The 24,740-nt window shown below is 60.1% G+C and carries 23 protein-coding genes; 12 read left to right on the forward strand and 11 right to left on the reverse strand.

Going from position 1 to position 24,740, the window contains the following annotated elements:
• Positions 1-2: 2 nt before the first annotated feature.
• From A8B82_RS11735 to A8B82_RS11745, 3 genes are all read right to left on the reverse strand, one after another.
• The gene (locus A8B82_RS11735) at positions 3-920 is read right to left on the reverse strand and encodes an ABC transporter permease (protein WP_067292428.1); all 918 of its coding nucleotides are present in this window, start codon (positions 918-920) and stop codon (positions 3-5) included.
• Between the two features lie 69 nt (positions 921-989).
• On the reverse strand, positions 990-2,504 hold the full coding sequence (locus tag A8B82_RS11740) for an ABC transporter substrate-binding protein (RefSeq protein WP_067292430.1): 1,515 nt from the start codon (positions 2,502-2,504) through the stop codon (positions 990-992).
• A 265-nt stretch (positions 2,505-2,769) separates the two neighbouring features.
• Positions 2,770-3,426, reverse strand: a complete 657-nt coding sequence (locus tag A8B82_RS11745) for a GntR family transcriptional regulator (protein WP_067292432.1) — start codon at positions 3,424-3,426, stop codon at positions 2,770-2,772.
• Between the two features lie 218 nt (positions 3,427-3,644).
• Between A8B82_RS11745 and A8B82_RS11750 the strand changes: the two genes are divergently transcribed.
• Positions 3,645-4,898, forward strand: a complete 1,254-nt coding sequence (locus A8B82_RS11750) for a malonyl-CoA decarboxylase domain-containing protein (protein ID WP_067292434.1) — start codon at positions 3,645-3,647, stop codon at positions 4,896-4,898.
• Between the two features lie 4 nt (positions 4,899-4,902).
• Complete coding sequence (locus A8B82_RS11755; RefSeq protein WP_067292437.1) at positions 4,903-6,420, forward strand: malonate--CoA ligase; 1,518 nt, start codon at positions 4,903-4,905, stop codon at positions 6,418-6,420.
• Positions 6,421-6,471: 51 nt separating this feature from the next.
• Here the strand turns inward: A8B82_RS11755 and A8B82_RS11760 are convergent, their stop codons facing one another.
• Entirely contained in the window at positions 6,472-7,491 is a 1,020-nt protein-coding gene (locus A8B82_RS11760) for a 1-aminocyclopropane-1-carboxylate deaminase (protein ID WP_067292439.1), read from the reverse strand.
• Positions 7,492-7,712: 221 nt separating this feature from the next.
• Between A8B82_RS11760 and A8B82_RS11765 the strand changes: the two genes are divergently transcribed.
• Entirely contained in the window at positions 7,713-8,192 is a 480-nt protein-coding gene (locus A8B82_RS11765; RefSeq protein WP_138069745.1) for an Lrp/AsnC family transcriptional regulator, read from the forward strand.
• Between the two features lie 117 nt (positions 8,193-8,309).
• On the opposite strand, the gene A8B82_RS11770 is transcribed toward A8B82_RS11765, so the two are convergent.
• On the reverse strand, positions 8,310-9,212 hold the full coding sequence (locus A8B82_RS11770) for a LysR family transcriptional regulator (protein ID WP_235604677.1): 903 nt from the start codon (positions 9,210-9,212) through the stop codon (positions 8,310-8,312).
• A gap of 114 nt (positions 9,213-9,326) precedes the next feature.
• On the opposite strand from A8B82_RS11770, the gene A8B82_RS11775 reads away from it, so the two are divergent.
• Genes A8B82_RS11775 through A8B82_RS11785 form a run of 3 tightly spaced genes read left to right on the forward strand, consistent with a single transcriptional unit; the run spans position 9,327 to position 12,023 of the window.
• Positions 9,327-10,502, forward strand: coding sequence for a cytochrome P450 (locus A8B82_RS11775; RefSeq protein WP_067292443.1), 1,176 nt, complete (start codon positions 9,327-9,329; stop codon positions 10,500-10,502).
• Between the two features lie 22 nt (positions 10,503-10,524).
• Positions 10,525-10,848, forward strand: coding sequence for a 2Fe-2S iron-sulfur cluster-binding protein (locus tag A8B82_RS11780; RefSeq protein ID WP_067292446.1), 324 nt, complete (start codon positions 10,525-10,527; stop codon positions 10,846-10,848).
• Between the two features lie 5 nt (positions 10,849-10,853).
• The gene (locus A8B82_RS11785) at positions 10,854-12,023 is read left to right on the forward strand and encodes an NAD(P)/FAD-dependent oxidoreductase (protein ID WP_067292447.1); all 1,170 of its coding nucleotides are present in this window, start codon (positions 10,854-10,856) and stop codon (positions 12,021-12,023) included.
• A 133-nt stretch (positions 12,024-12,156) separates the two neighbouring features.
• Here the strand turns inward: A8B82_RS11785 and A8B82_RS11790 are convergent, their stop codons facing one another.
• The gene (locus A8B82_RS11790; protein WP_067292450.1) at positions 12,157-12,441 is read right to left on the reverse strand and encodes a Dabb family protein; all 285 of its coding nucleotides are present in this window, start codon (positions 12,439-12,441) and stop codon (positions 12,157-12,159) included.
• 284 nt (positions 12,442-12,725) lie between these two features.
• On the opposite strand from A8B82_RS11790, the gene nadA reads away from it, so the two are divergent.
• From nadA to A8B82_RS24810, 6 genes are all read left to right on the forward strand, one after another.
• The gene (nadA, locus tag A8B82_RS11795) at positions 12,726-13,778 is read left to right on the forward strand and encodes a quinolinate synthase NadA (protein WP_067292452.1); all 1,053 of its coding nucleotides are present in this window, start codon (positions 12,726-12,728) and stop codon (positions 13,776-13,778) included.
• 4 nt (positions 13,779-13,782) lie between these two features.
• Positions 13,783-15,345, forward strand: a complete 1,563-nt coding sequence (locus tag A8B82_RS11800; protein ID WP_067292455.1) for an L-aspartate oxidase — start codon at positions 13,783-13,785, stop codon at positions 15,343-15,345.
• On the forward strand, positions 15,342-16,190 hold the full coding sequence (gene nadC, locus A8B82_RS11805) for a carboxylating nicotinate-nucleotide diphosphorylase (protein ID WP_067292457.1): 849 nt from the start codon (positions 15,342-15,344) through the stop codon (positions 16,188-16,190). The genes A8B82_RS11800 and nadC overlap by 4 nt, the downstream gene beginning before the upstream one ends.
• 104 nt (positions 16,191-16,294) lie before the next feature.
• A complete protein-coding gene (panB, locus tag A8B82_RS11810; protein ID WP_067292460.1) occupies positions 16,295-17,122 on the forward strand; it encodes a 3-methyl-2-oxobutanoate hydroxymethyltransferase in 828 nt (275 codons plus the stop codon).
• On the forward strand, positions 17,119-18,006 hold the full coding sequence (panC, locus tag A8B82_RS11815) for a pantoate--beta-alanine ligase (protein WP_067292462.1): 888 nt from the start codon (positions 17,119-17,121) through the stop codon (positions 18,004-18,006). The genes panB and panC overlap by 4 nt, the downstream gene beginning before the upstream one ends.
• A gap of 101 nt (positions 18,007-18,107) precedes the next feature.
• A complete protein-coding gene (locus A8B82_RS24810) occupies positions 18,108-18,281 on the forward strand; it encodes a DDE-type integrase/transposase/recombinase (protein WP_443069340.1) in 174 nt (57 codons plus the stop codon).
• Here A8B82_RS24810 and A8B82_RS11820 read toward each other — a convergent pair.
• The 5 genes from A8B82_RS11820 to A8B82_RS11835 all read right to left on the reverse strand — a co-directional run bounded on the left by A8B82_RS11820 (position 18,273) and on the right by A8B82_RS11835 (position 24,672).
• Positions 18,273-19,613, reverse strand: a complete 1,341-nt coding sequence (locus A8B82_RS11820; RefSeq protein ID WP_067292464.1) for a sigma-54-dependent transcriptional regulator — start codon at positions 19,611-19,613, stop codon at positions 18,273-18,275. The genes A8B82_RS24810 and A8B82_RS11820 overlap by 9 nt on opposite strands.
• 14 nt (positions 19,614-19,627) lie before the next feature.
• Positions 19,628-19,753, reverse strand: coding sequence for a hypothetical protein (locus tag A8B82_RS24675; protein ID WP_268873810.1), 126 nt, complete (start codon positions 19,751-19,753; stop codon positions 19,628-19,630).
• Between the two features lie 25 nt (positions 19,754-19,778).
• Entirely contained in the window at positions 19,779-20,981 is a 1,203-nt protein-coding gene (locus tag A8B82_RS11825; protein ID WP_067292467.1) for a formate dehydrogenase subunit gamma, read from the reverse strand.
• A gap of 97 nt (positions 20,982-21,078) precedes the next feature.
• Positions 21,079-21,672: a formate dehydrogenase FDH3 subunit beta gene (fdh3B, locus tag A8B82_RS11830; RefSeq protein WP_067292469.1), complete on the reverse strand. Its 594-nt coding sequence runs from the start codon at positions 21,670-21,672 to the stop codon at positions 21,079-21,081.
• A gap of 12 nt (positions 21,673-21,684) precedes the next feature.
• Complete coding sequence (locus tag A8B82_RS11835; protein WP_067292471.1) at positions 21,685-24,672, reverse strand: formate dehydrogenase subunit alpha; 2,988 nt, start codon at positions 24,670-24,672, stop codon at positions 21,685-21,687.
• Between the last annotated feature and the right edge of the window lie 68 nt (positions 24,673-24,740).

The raw sequence follows: 24,740 nt of genomic DNA on the forward strand, positions 1-24,740 counted from the left end.
CCTCAACCCACGCGCAGCCGTGGGTCCAGCCATGCGTTCAACACGTCAGCCAGGAAGGTGAACAGAATGTAGAAGGTCGAAAAGATCAGGATCAGCGCCTGCATCGTCGGCAGGTCGTTGCGCGCGATGGATTCCCACGCCAGATAACCCGCCCCATGCAGCGCAAAGACGGTTTCGACCACGATCGAGCCGCCCAGCATAAAGCCCATCTGGACCGCCGCCAGGCTGACCACGGGGATGATCGCATTGCGCAGGGCGTGCTTGAACATCACCTTGCGGGTGCGCAGCCCCTTGGCCCGCGCGGTGCGGATATAGTCGGAGGACAGCACCTCCATCATCCCCGCCCTCGTCAGGCGCATGATCGCCGGGGTGGCGTAATAACCCAGAACGATGGTGGGCAGCACAAAGTGCTGCCAGGTTTCATTGCCCGAAGCAGGCAGCAGCCGCAGATTGATTGAAAAGACGATGATCAGGATCAGACCAAACCAGAACGACGGAATGGCCTGACCGACCACCGACAGAAACAGCGCAAAGCGGTCGATCAGGGAATTGGGATTGGCCGCCGCGGCAACACCCAGCGGGATCGCCACCGCGAGTGCAAGGGTTATGGCAAACAGGCCCAGCTTCATGGTGACGGTCAGCCGGTCGGCAATCAGATCGGTCACGGACATGTCGAAATACCACGACCGTCCCAGATCACCGGTCAAAGCCGACCCCAGCCAATCGCCATATTGCACGATCATCGGCCGGTCAAAACCGAAGCGTTCGTTGACCAGAGCGATATCTTCCGAACTGGCATTCTCGCCCGCAATGGCCACCGCCGGATCGCCTGCCATGAACAACAGGCTGAAACTGATGAAAGAAACGGTCAGGGCCACCAAAAGCGCAAGACCGAGACGTTTGAGTATGTAGACGGCCATCGTGCGTCACCTTCCGGGCAAAGAAACAGGCACGGGCCGCGCAACAGATGCCGCGCGGCCCGCCAAAGGTTATTTCCAGGCGAAGTCTGCGAAACGGATGACTTCGTCGTCTGTGGGTGTGAAGTCCAGCTCTTTGCTGAGCACATAGTTCACGTTGTAGGTCCACAGCGGCACCCAATAGGCTTCTTCGGCGATCTTGGCATGTGCTTTGCTGTACAGTTCTTCACGCTTGGCACGGTCGGTGATGGAACCTGCTTCTTTCACCCATTCGATGATTTCCGGGTCATGCGCATCGTCCAGATCGCCGCCGGTAAAGAACTCGCCAGTGATCGCCGAGACGTCGGGCAGCGAATACGATCCCCATGTCTGGAAGGAAATCGCCACCTCGTCCTTTGTACGTTTTTCACGCAGGGCGGCGTATTGCAGGTAATTGAAGTTGGTCTTGATCCCGACCGCATTCAGGAACCCCATCATCGCCTCGGCATAGGGCCGGTCGCGGTAGGCGTAAAAGTCGATCTCGAATCCATCCGGATACCCGGCTTCGGCCAACAGCGCCTTGGCCTTTTCAGGATCGTAGTCATAGGTCGTCACGCTGAGGTCACAGCCGAACTGGATCGGCGCGCACCCTGCGTTCACAACTTCGGACGAGCCTTTGACCAGCGCGTTGACAATCGCCTGACGGTCGACGGCGTGATAGATTGCCTGTCGCACCGCTTTCTTGGTCATCGGGCCATCGGGATCAGCGGCACCCTGGGCGTCCATCGTGATATAGCCTATGCGCATCGCCTGCGCGTTAACCACGTCAAACCGATCGTCCATCTCGGCCAGTTTCTCGGCCTGATCGGCGGGCACATTCCACAAAAAGTCCAGGCCGCCGTTGAACAGCTCTGCCACCTGGGTATTCATGTCCGGGATCGTCTTGACCTCGATCTTGCCAATCTCGCCCTTGCCCTTGGGGCTATCGTGATAGTTTTCGTTCAGGCTCAGCTCATAGAGCTTGCCAGCCTCGACCATGTCGACCTTATAGGGGCCGGTGCCCACGGGATTGGCATTCATGCCGGTGGGCCCAACTTCGGCATAGTATTCGTCCGGATACATGACGACGACGCTTGCAAGATATTCTTCGGCTGGCGGGAACGGCGCGTTCAGATTGATACGCACCGTATTGCCGTCGACCTTTTCTGCGCTTTTCATCCAGTTGACGTTGGTCATCACCTTGATGCCGTTGTCGGGGTTGGTGACGAAGTTGACAGTGTAGACCACATCATCGGCGTTGAAGACTTCGCCGTTGTGAAACGTCACACCCTCCCGCAGTTTGAATTCGACCGTGACATCATCAATCCAGGTCCATTCGGTCGCAAGATTGCCCGAGATTTCGCCCGAAATGGGGTCACGGAACAACAGGGCGTCCCAGACGCCGCGGGTGAAGAGGATGCCTTCGCGGGCAGAGTTGAAATAGGTGTCGACGGATTCCAGTTCCTTGGTGAAGGCCAGGCGCAGGGTATCGTCCGCCTTGTCTGCGAATGCGGGTGCGGCGGCCAGCAGGCCCAGGGCAGTGCCGGTCATCAGGTTTTTCAGTGTCATGGTAATCCTCGCTGTTACGTTGGTCGGGATGATGTATTTTTATTCTTGTTTTTGTATACAACATCGGCTGATTGTAATTGGTCAAGTAAATACTGCATTTTCTTGTGACGAGTCCGGTGCGACAACGCGGCTGATACATATTTGGGCATTGTCGGCCGGGCATCGCGTCCGCACCTGTTGTCCCTGCAAGAATGGGAACGACAGCCGCACCCGTTTCAGGCCGGGCCGATCTTGTGGGCTGAGAACGGATTTTTGTGACAGGCCGTTAGGATGCCGCCGTTTTCAGGCCTGCCATCAAGCTCTGAAACCGCTCGCCCTGGACGTTCACGTGGTCCCGCAGCGCATTGGCTGCGGCATTGGAATCCCCTGCCGTCAGCGCCTCTACAATCACCTCGTGCTCGGTCAGTGACTGCGGCATCCTTCCGCGCAGGCGCAGTTGCTGGCGGCGGAAAGGGCGCAGGCGTTTTTGCAGTTTCAGGCTTTCCTGCTCAAGAAAGCTGTTGCCCGATTCGCGGTAGATCGTGGCGTGGAACCGTTCGTTTTCTGTATAGTACAAGTCAGCGTCCTGCGCATCCGAAGCCGCCTGACAGCGCGCATTGGCCAGCCGCAGCATGTCCAGCGCGTCATCGGACATCCGCCGCGCGGCCAGACGGGCGCAGACCGCTTCCAGTTCGGCCATCACCTCGAACATCTCAAGCAGTTCCAGCGGGCCGGGCTGGCGTACAAAGGCACCGCGCCGCGGAATCAAGGTGACCAGTCCCGAACTTTCCAGACGCTGCAAAGCCTCGCGCAGCGGTGTGCGCGACACGCCGAACTGTTCGGCCAGCCGCACCTCGTCCAGCCGGTCGCCGTCGGCAAAGGTGCCGTCGAAAATCAACTGTTCCAAAGAGTTTGCGATGTTCACGGCGCTGCGTTGTTCCATACAAAAAAGCTAGCTTGACGCGGCAAAGCACGCAATAACTAATATCTTGTATACAAAGTAATTGACCTAAAAAACACGATGCGCCTATGATCAACCCATCTATTCAGTTGGTGTTGGCCCGTCAGGCACAAAAGCGGCTAGAACACGAGCACGCTTCACGCCGCGTTCGACGCGCGGCCCATCATCGGCTGCGGCACTCCGTCATAAGGACATGCAACATGACGATACTTGCTGACCTGCTTTCGACCATGTTCGAAAGGCGCTATCGCCCCTTCGGCCAGGATCGCCCGTCGTCCCGTCCGATCGCGGCCCTGACCGCCGATCTGCTGGGCAGTGCGGGCGAAACGACCGAACAGGCGCTTGCCCAGGACATTCTGGGAAAATTCGCCAGCCTTGATGACGCCGGGAAGCTGGCGTTCCTGCAACACCTGGCGCATGACATGAACATCGACCCCGAAACAGTACGCTCCGCGCTGGATGCGTATGAGCAAACCCCGTCGAAGGCGACCTACCGGGCCTTCCTCAACGCTGCCGAACCACAGCGGCAGGAACTGATCCGCCGCCTGAATCGCGCGCCGGGGGCCACCGGCGCATTGGTACGGATGCGGGCGGACCTGCTGTCGCTGGCCGGAGACGACCCTGAACTTGCCGCGCTCGATCTGGATTTCCGCCATCTTTTCGCATCCTGGTTCAACCGTGGTTTTCTGGTGCTGCGCCCGATCAGTTGGGAAAGCCCCGCGCATATCCTGGAAAAGATCATCGCCTATGAGGCAGTCCATGCCATTCACAGTTGGGACGACCTGCGCCGCAGGTTGCAGCCCAAAGACCGCCGCTGCTTTGCCTTTTTCCACCCCGCCATGCCGGACGAGCCGTTGATATTTGTCGAGGTGGCGCTGACAAAGGGCATTCCGGGATCAATACAGGCGCTGCTGGCCGAAGACCGGGCGGCGCTGAACCCCGAGGATTGCGACACCGCCGTTTTCTATTCGATCTCGAACTGTCAGGCCGGGCTGGCCAGCATTTCATTTGGCAATTCTCTGATCAAGCAGGTGGCGGCGGACCTGTCCGCAGAACAGACCGGGCTGAAGAACTTTGTCACGCTTTCACCAATCCCGCTTCTGACCAAATGGGCGGCACAGAACAACATCGAGATGCCCGACACGCCCGCAATGCGGCGCGCGTTTGCGGCGCATTACCTGCTGGACGCCAAGGGCAGGGGCGATGGGCCTTACGATCCGGTGGCGCGCTTTCATCTGGGCAATGGCGCGCTTGTCCATGCGGTCCATGCCGATGCGGATTCCTCGGCCAATGGCGCGGCAAATTCGGGTGGCGTGATGGTCAACTATCTTTATGATCTTTCTGCCGTCGCGCAGAATCTTGAAAACTTTGCCACCAAGGGCAAGATCGTTGCCAGCGCGGATGTCACCGCCCTGGCAAAGTCATATGCCAACGCGACCACCGCGGAAAGATAACACCATGTCAAACCCACTTTACGATACTTTATTCGGTGCTCATCTGGGGCGCGATGCACCTTTCCTGCACCTGATTGACGGATCCATCCTGACCTATTCGGATTTCCTGAAACAGACCGCCCGGATCGCGCATGTGTTGACGGGTCTGGGGCTGGAACCGGGGGCCCGTGTGGCAGCGCAGGTGCATAAATCTCCGCAGGCACTGGCGCTTTTTGCGGCCTGCGCCCAGGCTGGCCTGGTGTTCCTGCCGTTGAACACGGCCTATACCACGGTTGAACTGACCTATTTCATCAAGGACAGCGGCGCGGCGCTGGTGGTCTGTGACCCAAGCGAGGTCTCGGCGCTGACGCCGGTTGCGGATGGGCTGGGCGCGCTTGTCGAAACCCTTGACGCGGACGGGGGTGGGTCGCTGACCGACAAGGCGGCAAACGCGCGCGAAAGTTTTGACACCGTTCCGCGCAGCGCCGATGATCTGGCCGCGTTTCTATATACGTCCGGGACCACGGGCAGATCGAAAGGGGCGATGCTGACGCAGACCAATCTGTTGTCGAATGCAGCGACCCTTGCAAAGGAATGGCGCTTTACCTCGGACGACGTGCTGCTGCACGCGCTGCCGATCTTTCATACCCACGGGTTGTTCGTTGCCACCAATGTGACCCTGATCGCGGGCGGCAGCATGATATTCATGCCCCGTTTCGATGTGGATCAGGTGCTGTCCCTGATGCCCCGCGCTACAACGATGATGGGTGTCCCCACGTTCTACACCCGCCTGTTGGACGATGCCCGCTTCACCCGGCAGGCAGCCGACCTTATGCGCGTGTTCATCTCGGGATCTGCGCCCTTGCTGGCCGAAACCCATGTCCAGTTCGAAGCCCGCACCGGCCAGCGGATTCTGGAACGATACGGCATGACAGAGACGAATATGAACACCTCCAACCCCTATGACGGTGAGCGCCGCGCGGGCACTGTGGGCTTTCCATTGCCGGGGGTCGAGCTGAAGGTCTGCGACCCCGACAGCGGCAATCCCCTGCCGCAGGGCGAGGTCGGCGTCATCGAGGTCCGGGGTGACAATGTATTCAAGGGCTATTGGCAAATGCCCGACAAGACCGCGGCGGAACTGCGCGACAACGGGTACTTCATCACCGGCGATCTGGGGATGGTTGACGCCGATGGCTATGTCAGCATCGTGGGTCGGGGCAAGGATCTGATCATCTCCGGCGGCTATAACATCTATCCCAAGGAGATCGAGCTGGTACTCGATGAACAGGACGACGTTCTGGAAAGTGCGGTCATCGGCGTGCCGCATCCGGACTTTGGCGAAACGGTGGTGGGTGTGCTGGTCCCGAAACAGGGCAAGACACCCGACACAGATGCGATCATGGAGGCGGTCAAAGGCCCGCTGGCGCGCTTCAAGCACCCGCGCCTCCTGATCGTGATCGACAGCCTGCCGCGCAATACCATGGGCAAGGTCCAGAAGAACCTGCTGCGGGACGCCTACAAGGACATGTTCGCCTCCGCGTGAGGGGGTGACGCGGGCAGCAAAAGCCGCCCGCGTCTGGCATTCGGGGCCGGATCAGCCGTCCTTGTAGTAATAGCTGTAGCCGTTCAGGGCCGGTGCGCCACCAAGATGGGCATAAAGCACCCGCGATCCTTCGGGGAAGAAACCCTTGCGTGTCAGGTCAATCATGCCCTGCATGGATTTGCCTTCATAAACCGGGTCGGTCATCATCGCTTCGGTCTGGGCCGCAAGCCGGATTGCGTCGTTGGTTTCATCCGATGGCACGCCGTAGGCGGGGTAGGCGTAATCGGGGTTGATCACGATGTCGTCCTCGGTGATGTCCTGGCCCAGCCCGACCAGTTCGGCGGTTTTGCGTGAGATATCCGTGACCTGTGCGCGGGTCTGGTCAACGGTGCCTGATGCGTCGATCCCGATCACACGGTCGGCACGGCCCTGATCCTTGAAACCCACAATCATGCCAGCCTGTGTCGATCCGGTGACGACGCAGACAACGATGTAATCGAATTTGAAGCCAAGCTCCGCTTCTTGTTCGGCCACTTCCTCGGCAAAACCGATATAACCCAAAGCGCCGTATTTGTGCACGGATGCGCCCGCCGGAATGCCATAGGGTTTGCCCCCCGCATCGCGGACCGACTGCATCGCGTTTTCCCAGCTTTCCCGGATGCCGATGTCAAAACCATCTTCGACCAGTCGCGAATCCGCGCCCATCAGACGGGTCATCAGGATATTGCCGACACGGTCGTAAACGGCGTCGAAATGGGGCACCCATTTTTCCTGCACGACAACGCATTTCATCCCGATCTTGGCGGCGGTTGCCGCAACCATCCGGGTGTGGTTCGACTGGACGCCACCGATGGACACAAGCGTGTCAGCGCCCGAGGCGATGACGTCCGGCACGATATATTCCAACTTGCGCAGCTTGTTACCGCCCATGGCCAGACCGGAGTTGCAGTCCTCCCGCTTGGCATAGATTTCGACCTTGCCACCCAGGGCGGCGGTCAGCCGGGGCAAGTGGTCAATCGGTGTCTTACCGTAGGTCAGCGGATACCGTTCGAATTTCTCAAGTAGTGACATGGCCATCTCCAGTTTTGGTTGCCACGGTGATAGCAAGGCAGGGATGAAATGTCCTTTCAATCTGGATGCTGTTTCTTGGCCCCAGAGTCTGATACATCTATAATAGTTTCAAAAAGGCCCGCATCTGCCCGATAATGTGAAAGGATATATCATTCACGGAATCCTGCGAATCACCAAAGGCGGCGCGCGCCCCCAACCTTCCAGCGAGGTTCAGAGGTAACATGTTGAAAGATCACCCATCCCGCGCGCTCGACCGGACCGAACTGGCGCTATTGCAGCTGCTGCAGTCGGACGGTCGGCTGACCAATGCCGAACTGGCGCAGCGAACCAACGTGAGCCCCGCGACCTGCCACCGCCGCACCCAACGCCTGTTCGATGAGGGGTACATCACCGGCGTCCGGGCCATGGTCGATCCGCACAAGGTTGGTCTGGGGGCACTGGTGATGGTCGGCATCGTCCTCGATCGCTCCACCCCGGAAAGCTTTGCTGCCTTTGAGGCGGCGATCACCAAGGAAACCTCGATCCTCGACTGCGATCTGGTGGCCGGGGATTTCGATTACCTGTTGCGGATCAGGGTGTCGGACATTGCCGATTTCAACCGGTTCCACACCCGGAAACTGATCGCACTTCCAGGTGTCCGGCAGGCCCGGACCTTCTTTGTGATCAAGGAAGTGAAGTCAAATGCGCCGATGGATTTTTGAGATGACGCGCGCGGGCACATAAGAACACCCGCCCGGCACAAGCCGGGCATCGCCTCACGCCGCGCCGGGATCGTTCCTGGCGCATGCTGCGCGAATGTCCGCAGCGTCAGTGCGCTTTCACAAGGCTGTCGATCTGAGAGACGTTGCGATCATGTCGCGCGCCCATTTCATCATATCGGAGTGATGATTTACCGCCGTCCATATCAATTGAATCCGCAGGTCTGCGGTAAAGGGGCCGGGGCTGGTATGCAGGCCCTGGCCGATCTTGCGGGCGAGGGCGAAGGGCAGGGTGGCGACCAGCCGGGTGCCGCGCACCAGTTCTTCGATCCCCGCTGGGCTCGGAATTCTGATTGCGGGGCTGATGCTGTGGCCCAACTGCTCCAACTCGGTCAGGTAACCGGATTGCCAGCGCCCGCCATAGGTCACAAGGATATGGTCCAGCGCCAGATAGCGGTCCAGCGTCAGCGTCTTTCCGGCCTCGGGGTGCGCAGGGTCAATCATGTAGGCAAAGCGGTCAGTGGCAACAGTACGGGCATAAAATGCAGCGTTTTCGCGCCGGAACGGGCCAATCAGCAAGTCCGCCTCGCGGTTCAGCAGCTTTTCATGACCGATGCCTGACGCCTCGATAATCTCGATCTGCAAACCGGGCGCGGCCCGCGACAGGGCCGTCACGGCACGTGGAACGAACAGCATCCGCTCGTAATAGTTGCAGGCAATCACCAGACGCTCGGTTGTGGTGGCCGGGTCAAACCGGCCCTTGGTCCTGAGCAGTTGGAAATCCTCGATGAACTTGTCAGCCAGAACAATCAGTTCTTCGCACCGCTCGGTTGGTTGGGTCTGTCCGGCGATCCGTACGAACAATGGATCGTCATAGACCTGCCGAAGTTTTTCGATGCCATAGCTGACAACGGACTGGTTAAGCCCCAGTCGGTCAGCCGCGGCGGAAAATGATCCCTCGCGCGCGATCGCCGCAAGCAACATGAAGCTGCGCAGTTGGAGCGCGTGAAGAGCGTCTTCCATGGCCATGCCTCAGCATAGTATCGAATTTTCAGATGGCAATGATCTACTTCAAGCGGTTTTCACGATAGATGCACCCGATTACCTTGGCCCCTACATCTTTGGGAGGAGGATCAAATGCCACTGGCCCCTGTAAATACCGATGTCGGAATGAATCAACTGACGCGCGATCCCTACCCGATCTACCGCCGCATGCGCCGCGACACACCGGTGGTTCGGGTCGAGGGGGTGAAACGGACCTTCCTGACGAAGGCCGCGCACACCAAACGCGTCAAGGACACCCCGGAACTGTTCAGCTCGAACGATCCAAATACACCGATGCAACCGGCCTTTCGTGCCCATACGCTGATGCGAAAGGATGGCGACGAACACCGCCGTGAACGCATGGCAATGCAGATGGCCTATACGCCGAAGGTGATCAAAGCCAACTGGGCCCAAATCTATCGCGACATCACCGATGAGTACCTCTCGCGGCTGAAAAAGGGCGATACTGTGGATCTGTTCCGCGAGATCTGCGGCCCGGTCTCGGCGCGCATCCTTGTGCATATCCTTGGGCTTGATGGCGCGACCGACGAACAGATGATGCGCTGGTCGCAAGAATTGATCGACGGGGCGGGCAATTTCGGCTGGGACCCCGAGCTGTTCAGGATCACCGAACGTGCGAATGACGAGATGGACGCTCATTTCGGCAGCCTGATCGACCACCACAAGGCCAACCCCAATGCCTCGGCCCTTTCATTGATGGTGAATGCCGAAAACCCCATCCCCGACAGCCAGATATACGCCAACATGAAAATCGCCATTGGCGGCGGCATCAACGAACCGCGCGATGCGATGGCGACGATTATCTATGGTCTGCTGACCAGTCCCGAACAACTGGAAGAGGTACGCCGTCAGGAAGCCTGGGGCATGGCGTTTGAAGAAGGCGTGCGCTGGGTGGCACCGATCCAGGCCTCCAGCCGGCTGGTGCTTGAAGATACCGAAATCGGCGGTTTCGACATCCCCAAGGGGGATACCGTCATGACGATCCAGGCCTCCGCAAACCGTGACGAGGATCTGTTCGAGGACGGCGAGAACTTTGTCGTTTTCCGCGACAAGAACCCACACCAGGCTTTCGGCAGCGGCCCGCATCACTGCGCAGGGGCCCATATCGCGCGGCGCACGGTGGGCGAGATCATGATTCCGGCCCTGTTCGACCGTTTCCCGAACATGCGCCTGCCCGATCCCGACGCCGTCCGCTGGCGCGGCTTTGGTTTTCGTGGGCCGGTCAATCTGCCCGTTTCCCTGAACTGATCCAAAACGGAAAGGACCTGTTATGGTCAAGGTTACCTATGTTGCCGCAGATGGCACAGAAACCATCGTGGACGCCGACGAAGGCAGCACTGTGATGCAGACGGCGCTGGACAATAGTGTCGACGGGATCGTCGGCGAATGCGGCGGCGCAATGATGTGCGCCACCTGCCACTGCTATGTCGATGATGCCTGGTCTGACAAGACCGGCCCGCGCCAGGATGGCGAGGATGACATGCTGGAATGCGCCGCCGACGCGGTGAAACCGTCTTCGCGCCTGTCGTGTCAGATCAAACTGACCGATGCGCTTGACGGTCTGGTTGTACATCTGCCCCAGGATCAGGTCTGATTTCCATGGACAATATCGTCATTGTCGGTGCCGGGCAGGGCGGGCTTCAGGCTGCCATATCCTTGCGGCAGGACGGGTTTACCGGCCGCATCACCCTGATCGGCGGGGAGGAAGGGCTGCCGTACCAGCGCCCGCCGCTCTCCAAGGCCTACCTCAAGACCGGCGATGCAGGGGCGCTGCGTCTGCGGCCCGCCTCGTTTTTCGCAAAGGCGGGTATCGACCTGATCGGTGGTCTGTGGGTCGACCACATCGACCGCAACGCGCAGACCGTGATGGCGGGCGACAGGGTATTTCCCTACGACCACCTGATCCTTGCCACCGGCACCCGCAACCTGCGCCCGCCGATTCCGGGCCTCGACCGGGCGCTGGACCTGCGCACGCTTCAGGATGCGTCCAGACTGCGGGCGGCACTTGATCGGCCAAAACGCTGTGCCGTGATCGGCGGCGGTTTCATCGGACTGGAGTTCGCGGCGGTCGCAGCGGGGCTGGGCCATGATGTGACAATCGCGGAAGCCGCGCCGCGTCTGATGGCGCGGGCGGTATCCCCCGCGATGTCAGAAAGGTTCCACGCACTGCACCGCGATTTGGGCACGACCCTGCACCTCAACGCCCCGGTGACAGATGTCACTGAAGACGGCATCACCTTGCAGGACGGTTCAGCAATCGGGGCCGATGTCGTGCTCCTTGCCGCAGGCGTCAGACCAAACACACATCTGGCCAAGGTGGCAGGTCTGCCGGTGGAAAATGGCATCGTGGTTGATGCTTTTCTTCTGACCAACGATCCAGCAATCTCGGCGCTTGGCGATTGCGCGGTATTTCCAAACCCGAACACCGGACAGCCCGTCCGTTTGGAAAGCGTTCAGGCCGCAACCGATCATGCCCGGCTCATCTCACGCCGGATTACAGGCAAGTCGCGCGATCCCTATGCGGCGGTGCCGTGGTTCTGGTCTGATCAGGCTGATGCGAAACTGCAGATTGCCGGTCTTGCCGCACCCGACGACGAGGCGCTGGCAGGCGCGGACGGAACGATCTGGCGCTTTGCCGGTGACAGGCTTTCTGCGGTGGAGACTGTAAACAACGCCAAGACCCACATGCAGGCGCGCAAACGTCTTGCCGGCGTGCCGATTGATCGGGCGGCACTATTCGGAACCGGATTTGACATCAGTGCGGTCTGAAGGGCGATTATTACATAACTATGCTTATAGGATTCAATGCTGTAGCCGGGTGCGCGCTACTTTGAAGTGCGAATCCTACTAGATAACTCATTGTTTTATATTAGGAGTCGCGGCTCAAGTATCGCTCACACTTTTACGCTTCGAAATCCGCAGCAAATCTCAGTTCGCGCAATGGCCGCACCCGACGGATGGATTCTTGATAGATCTCATGCCCCTTGTAGGCATCGAGTGCCGCGGAATCCTCGAATTCGCCGTAGACGACCACGTCAACTTCCTGGCTGATAGGGTCGGACTTTCGGTTCGCCGTCACGTCCAATTTAATGGCATGGGGGATCTTTTTCAGGATCGAAAGCCCCTCTAGAATTTCCCCAAGGTCGCGTTCGGATTTAGCTGTGAAAAAGACGATGTGCCGGATCAAATTTTTATCCTTGGATGAAGGTGAGGGAAGGCGTCTTGCGGCGAATACATCTTTTGGCTTCCAGCTTTCCAGAGGCAAGCGCAACAAACCCCGCAAAAAACCGCCTGAACGTCCAAAGCGCTGGTGTCAGAACAATCAAGCACCGGATCATTCGGGGCAGGTATGACAACCGGCTTGCCCTGACGTCACCCGCCCCCTAAACATCCCTCCACCGGAAATCTCCAGGTTGCCGGCTCGACGGTTCCATCCAGAATGGACAGTAATAACCCGAGGATATTTAGCACTTGCTTGATCAGACCGCGCTGCGCACCGAACTTGCCGATCACTACGATCTTGCCCCGTCCCCTGAACTGGCAGCGGCACATCCCGAGATATATAGCAGGATGGAACGCGTGATCTCGCCGCCCGACTGGGCAATATTTGCGCCCTATGTGGTGGCGATCAACAAGCTTAAGAAACAGCGCAATGCGGTGATCCTGGCACACAACTACATGACGCCAGAGATCTACCACGGCATTGCCGACGTTGTGGGCGACAGCCTGCAACTCGCAATTGAGGCGACAAAGGTCGAGGCGGAGGTGATCGTGCAATGCGGTGTGCATTTCATGGCCGAAACGTCGAAAATACTGAACCCGTCCAAGACCGTTTTGATCCCCGATATGGAAGCAGGCTGTTCGCTGGCCGAAAGCATCACCGCAGAAGGCATCGCGCAGATGCGCGCTAAATATCCCGGTGCGCCTGTCGTCACCTATGTGAACACCACAGCGGAGGTGAAAGCCGCATCAGACATTTGTTGCACCTCATCCAACGCCGCGCAGATCGTCGCGGCACAGCAAAGCGATACGGTAATTATGACACCTGACAAATATCTGGCCCAGAACGTCGCCAGACAGGTGCCAAACAAACGCATTGTCTGGTGGGATGGCGCATGCATCGTGCATGAACGCTTCACCGCGCAAGACCTGAATGACTTCCGCACGTACAACCCCGACACGCGTATCATCGCGCATCCAGAATGCCCGCCGGACGTCGTTGATGCTGCTGATTTCTCCGGATCAACCAGTGGCATCATCGCCTATGTTGAACGTGAGCGCCCCGCGAAAGCAATGTTGGTGACCGAGTGTTCAATGGCCTCCAATATTTCCGACAGCCTTCCGGACGTAGACTTTGTGGGGCCCTGCAACATGTGCCCCTACATGAAAAAGATCACATTGGAGAAAGTGCTCTGGTCGCTGCATACGATGCAGGGGGCGGTCGAAGTGGATGCGGCCGTGGCAGATAAAGCGCGCGTCGCCGTGCAGCGCATGATTGATTTGTCACGGCAGTTGGCCTGCTGATCGCATGAAGCGTATCGACACGGGTCGCGTCATCATCGTCGGCGCGGGACTGGCAGCGCATTATGCCGCACTGACGCTGGCACCGCGCCCGGTATTGATGATCTCGCCAGAACCACTGGGAAAAGGCGCATCCTCTGCCTGGGCACAGGGGGGCGTGGCCGCGGCGATGGACCCGGCAGACAGTGCCGCGGCCCATGCGCGCGATACGGTACAAGCCGGTGCAGGCACGGTGGATGCGCAGGTGGCGCAAGCTGTCACCAATGAAGCACGGGCACATATTCTGGACCTCACAGAACTTGGTACCCCCTTCGACCGAACGCCCGAAGGCGAATACGTGATGTCTCGCGAGGCGGCGCATTCCTTTGCCCGTGTGGTGCGGGTTAGAGGTGATCAGGCCGGGGCCGAAATCATGCGCGCACTCACCGCACAGGTGCGCGAGGCCGAACATATCCAAGTCCTCGAAGGGGTAATGGCCACCAGCCTTGAGACGTTGAACGGGGCAGTGTGCGGCGTCACGGTCGCAAACTGCACAAACGGTCTGTCTGCGCCCTGTCTGATCCGCGGCGCTGCTGTATTGCTGGCGGGGGGTGGGTCCGGCGGGCTCTATGCGCTGACAACCAATCCGCCTCCTGTGCGCGGGCAGGTGATTGGCATGGCCGCACGGGCAGGCGCGGTCATCGCCGATGCCGAATTCGTGCAGTTTCACCCCACAGCTATCAACTGCGGTCTCGACCCCGCACCATTGGCCACCGAGGCCCTGAGAGGCGAGGGAGCCATCCTGATCAACCGCCACGGCGTCCGGTTCATGCAAGACGCCCATCCCGATGCAGAGCTTGCCCCGCGCGACATCGTGGCCCGTGCGGTCTTTGCCCAAACCCAGGCAGGTCTGGCCCCGGCGCTGGACACGCGCAGGGCCTTGGGCACACGTCTGTTACGCGATTTTCCCGCTGTTGCAGCCGCATGCCAAAAGGCAGGGCTGAACCCGCTGGTCTCTCCGATACCGGTGGCAGCAGCGGCACACTACCACATGGGTGGTGTTGCGACCGATGCGGCGGGAAGGGCATCGTTGGAGGGCCTTTGGGCTTGTGGGGAAGTCGCGTCGACCGGATTGCACGGCGCAAACCGGCTGGCTTCCAACGGTCTGCTCGAAGCATTGGTCTATGGGCGACGCTGCGCAAAGGATATTGACGCCGCATTGGGCCCCGTAACGGAGCATCAAGCGGCGGTTTGTTTGCCAGACATGCCCGCCGACGCGCTGCCGCGCGCTGACCTTGTGGCCCAGCTACGCCACACGATGACCAATGGCGCAGGCGTAATTCGCACCGCGCAAGGGCTGCAGAACACCCTTGGGGACATCGGCCAGATTGAGGCAACACAGCCCGACTCCGTTGCGCTGGCAAATATGACCGCTACCGCAACATTAATTACTGCCGCCGCGCTAAACCGTCGCGAAAGCCGTGGCGCGCATTTCCGGTCCGACCATCCCGAAAGTAACGGCGCAACCGGCACGCGGTCTTTCCTCACCCTCACCGATGCGCGCGCTCATGCGCGACTGGAGACCACATGACACATGCCCCCCTGCCCGACCTGATCCTTGAACCTTTGGTCCGCGCCGCACTGATGGAAGACCTTGGCACCTATGGCGACATCACCACGCGCACGGTGATCCCCGCCGATACACGCTATGCCGCGCGCTTGAATGCACGCGCTGACGGTGTGGTGTCAGGCCTACAGATTGCGGCGCTGGCGTTCCGGTTGATTGACGCGGATCTGAAGGTCACGGCCCACAAGAGCGACGGCGACAGTATCGCGTCAGGTGATGTGCTGATGGAGGTCGAAGGCCGCGCCGCATCAATCCTCTCGGCGGAGCGGGTGGCCCTGAACTTTGCCGGGCGTCTTTCGGGTATCGCCACATTGACCGCCGGCTTTGTGGCACAGGCAAAAGGCACCATAACGCGCATCACCTGCACCCGCAAAACCACGCCAGGTTTACGGCTGGTCGAAAAGCAGGCCGTGCTGCACGGTGGCGGGTTCAATCACCGTTTTTCCCTCTCGGATGCGATCATGATCAAGGACAACCATATTGCAGCAGCAGGCAGTATCCGATCGGTGTTGCAAGCTGTGAAGGCCAAAGCATCGCATATGATCAGAACCGAAATTGAAGTCGACCGGCTGGAGCAGTTAGAAGAGGTATTGAACGAAGGCGGCGCGGATGTCGTGTTGCTGGACAATATGGACACCCCCGCCCTGCGTGAAGCGGTGGCAATGACAGATGGGCGGCTGGTGTTGGAAGCCTCGGGCAACATGCGCATCGACCGCATTGCAGAGGTCGCGGCGACGGGCGTGGATTACATCTCATCAGGCGCGCTGACACATTCCGCTCAAACCCTTGATATCGGACTGGACTTCTAATCTGACAAAATTAGACAGTGTTAGCGCAATAATATTACGCTGCACTTGCAAAATGCCCCTGAACTCCTTAGGCGATTGACCTAACGTAACCTTAGAGAATCCAAATGAGCCGACCTGCACAGAACAAGGCGTTGAACGCCGCCGATATTCTTGCCCGCAAAGGGACAATGCCCTTGGTTTGTTTGACCGCCTATACCACACCGGTGGCAAAACTCGCGGATGAACACTGCGATCTGGTCTTGGTGGGCGACAGTGTGGGGATGGTGCTGCACGGTCTGACCTCAACCCTCGACGTGACAATGGAAATGATGACATTGCACGGGCGTGCGGTGTCACGGGGCACCGAACGGGCACTGATGGTGATCGACATGCCCTTTGGCAGCTACGAGGAAAGCCCGGCGCAGGCTTTTCGCAACGCCGCAAAACTGATGGCAGACACTGGTGCCGGAGCAGTCAAGCTCGAAGGCGGACGGCACATGGCCGATACGATCCGGTTCCTGACCGAGCGCGGCATCCCCGTGATGGCACATATCGGGCTGACCCCGCAGGCCGTGAACGCGATCGGAGGATATAAGGTACAAGGCCGTGGGACAGATGCGGCACGTATTCAAGAAGATGCCAAAGCCGTAGCCGATGCCGGTGCGTTTTCTGTGGTTCTGGAAAAGGTGCCCGCCGCCTTGGCCGACGACATTACGGCCCAGGTTCCCATCCCAACGGTCGGTATCGGCGCGTCACCGGGTTGCGACGGCCAGATCCTTGTGATCGACGATATGCTGGGCCTCTTCGACGCCTTCAAGCCGAAGTTTGTCAAACGCTATGCCCATTTGGCCGCTGATGCCTCTGTTGCCATTGCGACCTATGCCGCCGAAGTGCGCGCGCGTAGCTTTCCCGCCGCCGAGCACGTATTCACTGACCAAGGAACCGCCCCATGAGAATAATCCGCCGTAAATCCGAGTTGCGTGACCTGACCAAAAGCTGGCACCGGGCGGGGGAAACAATTGGCGTTGTTCTGACGATGGGTGCCCTGCATGATGGGCACCTTAGCCTGGTCAAGGCCGCCCGCAGCCGGGCCGACCGCGTGATCGTGACGATCTTCGTGAATCCGCGTCAGTTCAACAACCCCGAAGACCTCGCAAAATATCCCAAAACCGAAGACAATGACGCCCGCATGCTCGGGCCGCTTGATATTGACGTGCTCTATGTGCCCGAGGCTGAGGAGATCTACCCTACCGGATTTTCCACGACGATTTCCGTGTCCGGTGTCAGCGATGGGCTGTGTGGCGACGACCGGCCCGGACATTTTGACGGCGTGGCGACCGTGGTGACCAAGCTGCTGCTACAGACCGACGCGGATTGCACGTTCTTCGGAGAGAAGGACTATCAGCAACTTCAGGTGGTCCGTCGCGTCGTCGCTGATCTTGACTTGAAAACCGAGATTGTCGCCTGCCCTACCGTCCGTGAAGACGACGGTCTTGCCATGTCTTCGCGCAATCTGCGGCTTGGCGCGGCGGCCCGTGAGATGGCTCCCGTGATCGGGCGCGTGCTAGAGAGCGCGGCCAGTACGATCCGCCAGGGCGGCAACGTCGCGCAGGCGCTGACCACCGCCAGCCAAGCCCTGATGGCCGCAGGCTTTGATGCTGTGGATTACTTCGAGCTGCGCAGCGATCCCGACTTGCAGCCGATGGCGGCAGCGAGCCGCCCCGGCCGCCTGTTTGTGGCCGCTTGGTTAAACGGGGTGCGGCTGATTGACAATCTGCCAGTTCAGGTGGAACTCCGTGCCTCTGCAGATGCCAGGAAAACGGTCGAGCCGGTCTGATCTCTTGGGCAATTGCCCAAACCCTGGACAGGTTTCCGCGAGAGTTTAGCTGCTCTCTGCTGCTGATCGGGAATAGAGTATACGTCGGACCGGATGGCGCGATCCGTCATGTTGATCTTAAACATCTGAACAACCGCATCGAAAGCGACCATGCGGCGCTGAAGCAGCGGTTGCGACTCTTGCGCAGGGCCCAGGACCATGGCCGCTGCACAGGTCAAGATCTGATCACCGGTCATAAGGGATACCAAGATGCTGCCCTCGGTTATCTAATCTGACGTGCCCTCACCCCAGGCTTGCAACTTGCGATCAATTGTCTTGCGCGACACACCCAAACGGCGCGCGGCCTCGGCGCGGTTGCCGTTGCACAGGTCCAGCATGTGCAGCATGTGGCGTTGCACCACCAGATCCAGATCCTCGATGGCACGCGCCCCCGCGACCGATCCTTTTCCCGAGAACTCATCGGGGAAGAACCCCAGGATTACCGAGCGTTCGATCAGATTGCGCAGTTCGCGCACGTTGCCCGGCCAATCGTAGCGGCGCAGTTTCAACAATGTGTCGTCGTCCAGCCGCAGCGCGGGCATGCCCAAAGCGGTCGAAAACTGCTCCATGAACAGCGCTGCCAGTTCAACGATATCTTCCGAGCGGTCCTTGAGCGGCGGCATCTCGATCTTCATCACGTTGATGCGGTGATAGAGGTCAGCGCGGAACCGCCCCTGCGCCACCGCCTGTTCCAGATCGGCATTGGTGGCGAAAAGAAACCGCAGATCCAGCGGGATTTCACGTTCGGCCCCCTGCGGGCGAATGCGCTGATCCTCCAGCACCCGCAGGAACGCCGCTTGCAGCGGTTCGGGCATTTGCGCCACTTCGTCCAGAAACAGCGTGCCGCCATCGGCCAGCAACAGCAGGCCGGGTTTCAGCGTCGCGTCTCCTTCGACCGAACCGAACAGCTCGGGCACGATCCGGTCGGGCGCAATCGCGGCACAGTTCACCGCCACGAACGCCTTGTCGGCGCGCGGCGACATCTGGTGCAACTGCCGCGCCGCCAGTTCCTTGCCGGTGCCGCTGGCCCCGGTGAACAGCACCGGCGTCGGCAGCGGGGCCAGCCGTTTCAGCAGGTCGCGCACCGCGGTCAGCGCAGGCGATTTGCCCAGCATCCGCACCGTCGATCCGGCACCCAGCTCGCGCCGCAACAAGGTGTTGTCGCGGCGCAGGTTCTTGCGATCCAGCGTGCGCGACACCGCGCCCAATATCTGGTTGGTGCGGAAGGGTTTGAGAATAAAATCACTGACCCCTGCCCGCAGTGCAGCAATGGCGGTTTCCAGATCGGCATAGGCGGTGATCAGGATGGTGTCGGCATAGAACCCCTTGCGGCGCTGTTCGGTGACCCATTCCAGACCGGTCTTGCCCGGCATGACGTTGTCCAGCACGACAACATCGAAACGCGCCTTGTCCAGCATCCGCGTCGCTTCGGCGGGCGACGCGGCCTGCGCCACCCGCTTGACGCGGGGTTCGAGCATCTTGACCAGAAAGTTTCGCATGCCCGGTTCGTCGTCGATCACAAGAACCGACGCGCCCGCAAGCGTGCCGCCGTATTCGTCACCTGCCATGAGTTTCCCTCGTGTCAGTCCAGCCGTACGTTGTCACTGGAATAGACCTGTTGCGAGGAAAAGCCCATCTCGTGCAGGCCGAAATAGGCCACAACGCCGATCACAAGAACCCCGGCAAAGCCTGCAAACATGATCTTCATGGCCTGTCTCCTATGGTGCGGCAAGTCATTCTGCCGGGCTCCGGTGCTCTTTCTGTTCGACTTTTTCCAGCCAGATCGAATGGTGCTGTTCAGCCCAGTTCACGTCAACCTCGCCGCTGCCCATTGCATCATAGGCGCCTTCCATGCCCAGCGTCCCGATATAGATGTGGCCGAAGATGATCGCGATCATGACAAAGCCGATGATCGCGTGCCAAAGCTGCGCATATTGCATCTCTTCCTGCGGGGCCAGATCGACGGGCAAGGTGCCAAAGCCAACCGCTTGCGGCAGGCCGGTGTCGTTCAGCAGCGCAAAGCTGTGCCCGAACAGCGGCAAATCATAGGGAAAAAGCATCGACAGGCCCGACACGGAAACCGAGGCCCCCAGCACAATCACCGACCAGAAGATCAGCTTTTGCCCCGCGTTGAACTTTTTCGCAGGCGGGTGTTTCTTGCCGATGATGCCCCCGCCATAGCGGAACCATGTCAGGTCGGTGCGGTCGGGCAGATTGTGCCAGACCCACATCACGAACACCATCACCAGCGCAATCATGAACGCCCAGGAGACATTGTCGTGAATGAACTTTGTCCCGGTCAGCAGGACCGAGTTGAACCCGTGACCAAAGGCAGGGATCAACACCTTGCGCCCGAACAACGACAACAGCCCCGTGATCGCCAGCAGGATAAACGACCCCGCCAGCATCCAGTGGGCAAAGCGTTCAATCGCCTTGAACCGGGTCACGGTGCGCCCCGACATCCCGTCCTCGACCCGCACGCGACCGCGCAACAGGAAGAACACCGCCAGAACCGCCAGCGTGCCCAGCAGCAACCAGCCGCCATAGGTGGGCAGCGGCCCGCGCCGCACCTCCAGCCACCACATGCCGCCATCCTGCACCAGAACCTTGCCGCGTTTGTCCATGGTGGTCACGGTGACGTCGGCCTCATTATAGCGCAGCGCGCGCCATTGTTCGGCATCCGATGTGCCGCCCAGGGGACCAAGCCCAAGCGCAGTCCCCGCGTCGCCGCCAATGTTGTCGCGCCTGAAACTGTCGTCAACCTCAAGCCCTTGTTCGCGGCGCAACACGTCGTCCAGCGTCTGCGCCCCGCCGGTCGCGGCACGCGGCGTTTCTGTGTTCACCGCGTTTTCCGGCGGGCGCACGTCTTGCGCAGTGGCGACACCGGGCACAGCCAGCATCGCAAGAATAATGAATGCCATCAGAAGGCGCAGCATGGGAAAATCCCCCGCATGAAGTAGGGTGAAGCGGCGGCCCGCCACAATGGGCCGCCGGACCTGTCATCGGCACGGGCGCATGGCCCGTGCCGCCGGGTTACTGACCCTTCTGGTCGTAGGCCGTGCCCCAACCCCAGGCGCCAGAGCCAAAGCCACGGGCCACCACACGTTCGCGGTAGATGTCCGACACCATGTCGCCGTCCCCGGCCAACAGGGCCTTGGTCGAACACATTTCGGCACAGATCGGCAATTTGCCCTCTGCAATCCGATTGCGCCCGTACTTCTGGAACTCGGCCTGCGAGTTGTTCTCCTCGGGACCACCGGCGCAGAAGGTACACTTGTCCATCTTGCCGCGCGATCCAAAGTTGCCCGCCTGCGGATACTGCGGCGCGCCAAAGGGGCACGCGTAGAAACAGTAACCACAGCCGATGCACAGATCCTTCGAGTGCAGAACCACACCTTCGTCGGTCTGGTAAAAGCAGTCCACGGGGCAGACGGCCATGCACGGCGCGTCCGAACAGTGCATACAGGCGACCGAGATCGAGCGTTCGCCCGGCTTGCCGTCCTGAATGGTCACCACCCGACGGCGGTTGATGCCCCAGGGCACCTCGTGCTCGTTCTTGCAGGCCGTGACACAGGCGTTGCATTCGATGCAGCGTTCGGCATCGCAGAGAAATTTTGATCTAGCCATTCTCTTGTCTCCTTACGCGGGCATGATTTTGCAAAGAGTCGCTTTGGTCTCTTGCATCTGGGTGACGGAGTCATAGCCGTAGGTCTGCACGGTGTTGGTGCTTTCCCCCAGCACGATCGGATCGGCACCGTCGGGATATTTGTCCCGCAGGCTGACGCCTTCCATGTGGCCACCAAAGTGGAACGGCATAAAGGCAACGCCCTCGCCGACCCGTTCGGTGACCATGGCCTGCACCTTGATCCGCCCGCCTTCCGGCCCTTCGACCCACACATCGGTCCCGTCACGCACGCCCAGATTGTTGGCGTCGCGCGTGTTGATCTCGATGAACATGGTCTGCTGAAGCTCGGCCAGCCACGGGTTCGACCGCGTCTCGTCCCCGCCGCCCTCGTATTCGACCAGACGGCCGGAGGTCAGGATAATCGGGAACTCTTTGGAAAAGTCGTTTTTCTGGATTGACGCATAGAGCGTCGGCACCCGCCAGAACGATTTGTCCTCATAGGTCGGATAGTCCTCGACCAGATCGCGACGGTTGGTGTACAGCGGCTCGCGGTGCAGCGGTACGGGATCGGGGAAGGTCCAGACCACGCAGCGTGCCTTGGCATTGCCGAAGGGCGCACAGCCGTGGGCAATCGCCACCCGCTGGATGCCGCCCGACAGGTCGGTCTTCCAGTTCACGCCGCCAACTGCCTCGACATAATCCGATGGCACGTCACCCTGTTGCGAGGTTTCGCCGACCTCTTCGGTGCCGTCGTCCGCGTTTTCGGGCCGCTCATAGCCTGCGACCATTTCGATGGACTTGCGTTCATCCGCCGTCAGATCGCCGTCCCAACCCAGGTCAATCAGCATCTGCATGGTGAACTCAGGATAACCATCCTGAATTTCGGACCCGACAGAATAGACGCCTTCTGCCAGCAGATTGTCACCGTCGCGTTCCACACCGAACCGGGCGCGGAAGGTCAAACCACCTTCGGCCACCGGCATCGACATATCGTACAGGTTGGCCGTGCCGGGGTGGTTCATCTCCGGCGTGCCCCAGCTGGGCCACGGCAGGCCATAGAAATCCCCGTCCGCAGGGCCGCCAACAGCCCGCAGCGTGGTCTTGTCAAAGGTGTGCTGGTTGGCCATGTGCATTTTCAGCCGCTCGGGGCTTTGCCCGGTATAGCCGATGGTCCACATGCCGCGATTGAACTCGCGGGTCAGATCCTCGACCAGCGGTTCCTCTCCGTTCACCTCAATGTTGCGGAACATGCGATCCGCAAAACCGAACTTGGCGGCGAACTTGTAGAGGATCGTTTGATCCGGCAGCGATTCAAACAGCGGATCAACCACCTTTTCCCGCCATTGCAGCGACCGGTTGGACGCGGTGACAGAACCGGATGTTTCGAACTGCGTCGACGCAGGCAACAGATAGGTATTGTCGGTGCGGTCGTGCAGAACGGCGGAAACGGTCGGGTATGGGTCAACCACGACCAGCAGGTCGAGCTTTTCCATCGCGGTCTTCATTTCCTTCTGACGGGTCTGCGAGTTGGGCGCGTGACCCCACAGCACCATCGCTTTGGTGTTGTCGGGCTGTTCAAGGTTTTCGCGCGCTTCAAGAACACCGTCAATCCAGCGCGAAACGGGAATACCCGTCAGCCCCATCATATCCTTGTCCTTGCCATCGGCGCCCTTGATCGTGTCGAACCGACCCTTGAGCCAGTCCAGATCTTCCTCCCAGACACGCGCCCAGTGGGCCCATGATCCGGCGGACAGACCGTAATAGCCCGGCAATGTGTCGGCCAGCACGCCCAGATCGGTCGCGCCCTGCACGTTGTCGTGGCCCCGGAAAATGTTGGTGCCACCACCGGCGGTGCCCATGTTCCCCAGCGCAAGCTGTAGGATGCAATAGGCGCGGGTGTTGTTGTTGCCGTTGGTGTGCTGCGTGCCACCCATGCACCAGATCACGGTGCCGGGACGGTTGTTGGCCAGCGTGCGCGCCACGCGTTTCAACTGTGCCTCGGGCACACCTGTCACACGCTCGACCTCGTCCGGTGTCCAGTTGGCCACCTCTTTGCGGATCTCGTCCATGCCCCAGACACGTGTGCGGATGAACTCCTGATCCTCCCAGCCATTGTCAAAGATATGGTACAGAATGCCCCAGACCAGCGCCACGTCCGAACCGGGCCGGAAGCGCACGAACTCGTCCGCATGGGCCGCCGTGCGGGTAAAACGCGGGTCGCAGACGATCAGCGGCGCGTTGTTCTGTTCCTTGGCCTTCAGCAGGTGCTGAAGCGACACAGGATGCGCCTCGGCGGGGTTGCCGCCGATGATGAAGATCGCCTTGGAATTGTGGATGTCGTTATAGCTGTTGGTCATGGCGCCGTAGCCCCATGTGTTCGCAACACCCGCAACAGTGGTCGAGTGGCAGATACGCGCCTGGTGATCGACGTTGTTGGTGCCCCAATAGGCCGCAAACTTGCGGAACAGATAGGCCTGTTCATTCGAATGCTTGGCCGAGCCCAGCCAATAGACGCTGTCAGGGCCGGATGTGTCCCTGATCGACGTCATCTTGTCACCGATCTCGTTGATCGCCTGTTCCCAGCTGATGCGCTGCCATTCGCCTCCGACTTTCTTCATCGGATACTTCAGGCGGCGTTCGCCGTGGGCGTGTTCACGCACCGATGCGCCCTTGGCGCAGTGGGCGCCCAGGTTGAACGGGCTGTCCCAGCCGGGTTCCTGCCCGACCCAGACACCGCCCGAAACCTCTGCAATCACCGTGCAGCCCACCGAACAGTGGGTGCAAACGGATTTCTTGATTTCAATCGCGCCCGTCGCCGCAGCTGTCGCGGCATTGGCCTGCTGAACGGTGCCGCCTGTCGCTGCAATGGCGGCCAGACCGCCAATCGCCAGCCCTGAACCGCGCAAAAACGCACGGCGGTCAATCTTGGACCGGGCCACGTCAGACAGGATACTTGTCCGCTGGGGGCGTCGCGCAACCCCGTTGGTCTTTTTCCTCAACATATCTTCACTCCCTGAACGCGGGTCTTGGCCCGCATCTGGTGGCTAATGGATGGCAAGTCGCAGTCGGG

Source organism: Sulfitobacter sp. EhC04, assembly GCF_001650875.1.
GTDB lineage: Bacteria > Pseudomonadota > Alphaproteobacteria > Rhodobacterales > Rhodobacteraceae > Sulfitobacter.